The organism is Candidatus Riesia pediculischaeffi (genome assembly GCF_002073895.1).
GTDB classification, from domain to species: Bacteria; Pseudomonadota; Gammaproteobacteria; order Enterobacterales; family Enterobacteriaceae; genus Riesia; species Riesia pediculischaeffi.
Genome location: NZ_CP012838.1, coordinates 1 through 5,197, shown reverse-complemented (window position 1 = coordinate 5,197; position 5,197 = coordinate 1). Strand labels below are relative to the sequence as shown.

Genomic DNA, 5,197 nt, shown 5'->3' with positions numbered 1-5,197 from the left:
AAGGTTGAATGGATCGGATGAAGTTTGTCGTTCCACGATTCTTGTTGACTATCTCCTTTTATTCGAATACAATCCTCGTTCGTGCGATTCTTCTGGTGTCTTCTAAAGCACGGAAGAAAACAGAGGTTTATTAAATAAAAGAAATGGTCTAACAGGTGGAAGGATTTGAAAGATGATGAGAACAGAACCTGAATTTCCTACAACTATTGAAGATGTAAGAGTATGGAAGGAGAAGTCGATTAAGTTCGCTGCTCTAACCGTATACGACGCTGTCTTTTCAAGAATCTTCTGGCAGCAAGGGATCGAGGTGATGTTAGTTGGAGATTCCCTAGGGATGACTGTTCAAGGAAGGAACTCTACCGTTTCCGTATCCTTAGGAGATATCATTTATCATACGGAGATGGTTCGGAGAGGAGCACCGAAAGCGTGGTTGATTTCCGATCTTCCCTTTATGAGCTTCTTCGATTTCAACAGAACATGTCGAAGTGTCGCTGCTTTGATTCAAGCTGGAGCTGACATGGTGAAGTTGGAAGGAGGAAGTTGGTTATGTTCTACGGTAGAGAAACTCAGCGAAAGATCCGTTGCGGTTTGTGGACACATCGGTCTGACGCCGCAATCTATCAACATTGTCGGATCATATAGAGTGCAAGGTCTGGAAGATAACAGTTATCGGAGGATCCTCTCGGATGCGAAGAGTTTAGAATCTGCTGGGGTACAGATCTTGGTGTTGGAATGTGTTCCGACGGAGCTGTCTGAAGAAATCTCTAAATGTTTGAAAATACCGACGGTTGGGATCGGAGCTGGACCTTCAACAGACGGTCAGATATTGGTGATGCATGACGTGTTCGGGATTGATACTGGACTACCTGTTCGACCTAGATTTGTCAGGAATTTTTTGAAAGAGTGTGGAGGTGATTTTCGAAAATCTGTCGATCTGTTTAGAACTTCAGTTACCTCAGGATCTTTTCCAGGTGATGAACATTGTTTCCATGTGAACGAGAGGGTGTTTTGTGGAAAAGAGAGGTAAGATGTTTGTGGAAAGTTCGATCTCTTCGTGTCGTAAAAGAATCGATCTCTTCGATCGTCCGGTTTCTTTGATACCGACGATGGGTAACTTACACGAAGGTCATCTCAAGATGATCGCTCACGCTAGGGAGAAGTATCCTGATGATGCTGTCGTCGTGAGTGTTTTTATCAATCCGGTGCAGTTCGAGAGGACGGAAGATTATTTGTCTTATCCTAGGACGAAGTGCGCTGACATACGTCGTTTAGATGAACTCGGTGTCGATCTAGTTTTTTTACCAAAGAAATCACAGATGTATCCTCACGGAACTCTTCGGATAACAACTGTGGATCATCCTATTTCAAACGAACTAGAAGGATCTTTTCGTCCCGGTCATTTTTCTGGGGTGAGTACTGTGGTCGCTAAATTGTTCAACATTGTTCGTCCAGTTCGTGCGTACTTCGGAGAGAAGGATTATCAGCAGTTGATCATGATCCGCAAGATGGTGATCGATCTAAATTACTCGATCGATGTTGTCGGTTTTCCGATTGTTCGTGAGAAAGATGGTTTGGCTTACAGCTCTCGAAATACCTTCCTTCCTAAGGAGAAGCGTCTAGTTGCTTGGCGTTTGAACTCTACGTTAGAAGAGGTTGTCGATCGGTATCTTTCGAGAGAGTGCATCTCGGAGGAACAGTGTCTCAACTACTTCAAGCGAAGGATTTCTCAGTTCGGATTCGACACGGAATCTTTGTTGATCCGTGATGCCCAATCCCTGTCATCTATCTCTTCTGAAAGTCGTGATGTTGTAATTCTAGCTTCTGTTCGTTTAGGAGCTGTTAGGTTGATCGATAATAAGGTCGTCAGCTATCGAGACAGCGTCTCTTGAAAAACCTTCTGTACTTCTGTAAGATGAAGAAGCTTTTCTAAATCTTGGCATAAAATTTTATTCTTGTGCTAGGTCTCATTAGAACATTAAATTGGAGGGAGGTATGGTTTATCGTCCTTTTTCGTTGATGCCCATTTTAGGAGAAGATCTTCTTTCAGATCGTTTTACACAGATGGATAAGTTGTTCAGTCGCATTACAGGAGCTAAACCCATTTCTGAGTTTCCGTCTTATGATCTGAAGAAGAAGGGTAAAGAGAGGTTCGAACTCATCGTCTCAGTTCCGGGATATCGTAAGGAAGAGTTGGACATCTCTTTGTTAAGCGATAGATTGCTCATTAAAGGTACGGTGAGCTCTTCGGTTTCTTCTCCGAAGGAAGAAGTTTCTTTCAAGTGGTTACACAGAGGAATCGAAAGAAAGAACTTCTCTATCAGTTTCGATCTTGATCATAAGATTCGGATCAATCATTCTGCTTTAAAAGATGGGTTACTCGTGTTGGACTTTAGTTATGAGATCCCAGAACGGGAGAAACCTAGGAAGATATCTATTGATCATGGTTCATGAAGTCGTGTTGACGACTTCATGACAAACCTCACCCCTGTAAGACCTTTCTCCCTGATCAGCCCCGAACCGTCGTTATCTCCCCGATGCTACGGTCGATCGATCCACCTCAGGGCGTTTTTAAGTGCTGTAGAACGGAGGTTTCCTTCGGGATCCCTACAGAAGGTCGATCATCCTTGAAAAGTTCTTCTTAGCACCCTTCTTATCGTTCATCGTCCGTTCTTCAACCTCACCCCTGTAAGACCTTTCTCGATCGTTCGGGATTCCAAGTTCTTGACTTTGGAGAATGAGAAGATGTTCTTTGGAACATCGATTTTGAATTGCTTCACTCTTTGAATCGCGTATTCATTGATATGATCGATCTTGGATTTTTTATTAGGAGATAAATTTTGATACATCGAGGAGAAGTTATTTGAAGCAGGACGAATTGATCAAAAAGGGATCGGTGATCGATCTCTGAAAAGCCTTCTTTCTCCATGATGGACGATACTTCTCGGTAGATTTGACCGATGTTCTGAAAGTTCTTACGGTTTAGGAGTTTTCCGTTATGACATCGTGAACTTAATGGGTCGATTGAATAGTTTATTACCCGCTTTTTCTGAGCAAGGAATTTGATGTTATCGCACCGAATTATCTTCAGAAGAATCGTGTTTAATCGATTTGTGACGTCGGATAAATTTTTCATCTTTTGGTTAGCTAGATCCATTTATATCGTTCTGTTTGAAGCGTATTTGATGAAACCTTTTTGATCGATTTGTACATCCAATAATGACCGGTAATTTGATCCTTTTTGGAAGTTTTTTAAGGACTTTTATTCGGTCGTGTATTAGAGATGCGATGTACTTTTTATTCAAGATCTTGATGATTTTTAAAGTTTCTTTTGCAGCTTGCCAAGTCTTTAACGTGAGCATTAGGATTTGATCTTTTTGGAGTTTTTTTGGTTATTGATGAGAATCGAAAGATGATCTTTTTCATCTTCGATTGATTCGATTTCGAACATTAGATCGGTATGATTTCTCTCTTTTATCCATCTGTAACCACATGTTTTTTGGAGAAAAAAGATGATGACCATAGCTTTTTAATACGACCATAATCTGACAAAGCGATCCTTATCGAACTACCATTTTTTATCGTATTTTTTCCACTTTTAACATCTAAAAATCTCTTTATTTTTCTTCTTTTTTCACGTCGTTTTAGAGACAGAAATTTCATCATTTTTAGCACAAATTTGGCGATTTTTTGACATTCAAGAAGTACCTTATTTTGCTTTTTTAAAAGTGTTGAATGCTTTTATACTTGATTTTTTTAAAATTGCTTTCTTGATACTTTATTTCACGCATTTTTTTTTAAAAATTATGGTTTGTTCTCGGAATTTCATCTTTTTTTTAAAAAAAATTTTTTTCTATAAAATTCTTCAAAAAAAAGACGTTTTTATCGTGATTTAGAAATATTTAACAGCATTTTTTTCGGTAGAAAATGATAATTTTTTTGGGTCATTTTTGCTCGAATTAAATTGAAAAAAAAATTTTTTTTCACCCTCTAAAAATGGCGTTTTTTTTGAATATATCACAATTTCTCTTAAAAAATTCTCGATTTTTTTTTTCTCAATATTCGGGATTTAAAAATTATACTATCGGGATTTAGAAATAAAAACACGGGATTTAGAAATGGGAAAATGCAGTACGCAATAAAATACATCTCACTTATAAAACCTGACTTCTTTTAACCATTTAACTTAAAAAAATTTTTTTTAACTTTAAAAAACAATCTAGTATATATATACACTGATATGTCCGGCTTTTTGATAAAAAGACCATCGAAAGCATCACGTTTGAAAAATTTCTGAAAGATTTTTTGAACGAAATTTCTGTCATTTTTTTGTCGAAAAAAAGAATCGAATTTTTTGCAACCTAAAAAGTACGAAAAACTCTCAAAAATCTTCGAAAAAAAAGCTTTTTTGAAGCGGATTTGGAGAAAAATTCAAATTTCTTTTTTTCGCATAGAATGAGATTAATAAAATAGAAGATACCTTCATCTTTCTTCTGAGGATTTAAATGTTAAAGATTAATTAAGTGCTAACATTAAATTAATTAATTCAACTTAGTAAGTTTAAATTAATTTAATCTTTCTATTCTCCTATCAAGCTATCATTACTTTAATAATAAAAAAAAAAGCACTGTAATTAATTCACCATGTTTCGTATGTTGTTTCTACTTCAAACCGGCATTGGGTCTGCTATCTTCCTCGATAGTACTTAATAGTCCGAGTTAATAGAATGGAAGAAATATCAATAATATCGCTCCAAACTAGTCCATACCACATAATAACAACTGACCAGTCTCCTTATCTAGTACCGATAAGATGAATGCATATACTAAGTTCATAACTACACTTTAATATTTCAACAGATCAATTATTACTGGATGCTTCAGAGTATACTAATCTCTTATGACTTAATTTCGTTTAGTGCGAAAATTTATAAAACCCGAACATTTTTTTCCTCGAAGATTTTGCAAAAATCGAGATTTTTCAAACGAACAATTTTGATTTTTTCCGTTTTACTCGCTAACTTAAAAATTGCTCAAAATCTCTTTGAAAAACGATCTTGAATTCCCGAAAAAAAATTGTTCGAAACAAACAAATTAAACGAAGATTTTTTCGATCCCTGAAAAGCCCTCTTCTTTTTAGTGATGGACGACGCTTCTTCATCTGGATTTAACCGACGATCCGTAAGATCACTGTCTCNNNG

At 37.0% G+C, this 5,197-nt stretch carries 5 protein-coding genes; 3 read left to right on the top strand and 2 right to left on the bottom strand.

What is annotated here, in order from left to right; genetic code table 11:
- Positions 1-175: 175 nt before the first annotated feature.
- The 3 genes from panB to AOQ87_RS00025 all read left to right on the top strand — a co-directional run bounded on the left by panB (position 176) and on the right by AOQ87_RS00025 (position 2,451).
- Positions 176-1,027: a 3-methyl-2-oxobutanoate hydroxymethyltransferase gene (gene panB, locus AOQ87_RS00035; RefSeq protein WP_080626417.1), complete on the top strand. Its 852-nt coding sequence runs from the start codon at positions 176-178 to the stop codon at positions 1,025-1,027.
- Positions 1,011-1,889, top strand: coding sequence for a pantoate--beta-alanine ligase (gene panC, locus AOQ87_RS00030; protein ID WP_236858634.1), 879 nt, complete (start codon positions 1,011-1,013; stop codon positions 1,887-1,889). The genes panB and panC overlap by 17 nt, the downstream gene beginning before the upstream one ends.
- Positions 1,890-1,992: 103 nt before the next feature.
- Entirely contained in the window at positions 1,993-2,451 is a 459-nt protein-coding gene (locus AOQ87_RS00025) for an Hsp20 family protein (protein WP_039719872.1), read from the top strand.
- A gap of 206 nt (positions 2,452-2,657) precedes the next feature.
- Here AOQ87_RS00025 and AOQ87_RS02765 read toward each other — a convergent pair whose 3' ends face one another.
- On the bottom strand, positions 2,658-2,876 hold the full coding sequence (locus tag AOQ87_RS02765) for a ketopantoate reductase C-terminal domain-containing protein (protein WP_420885302.1): 219 nt from the start codon (positions 2,874-2,876) through the stop codon (positions 2,658-2,660).
- A gap of 595 nt (positions 2,877-3,471) precedes the next feature.
- Entirely contained in the window at positions 3,472-3,660 is a 189-nt protein-coding gene (locus AOQ87_RS00010; RefSeq protein WP_185751023.1) for a hypothetical protein, read from the bottom strand.
- Positions 3,661-5,197 lie beyond the last annotated feature (1,537 nt).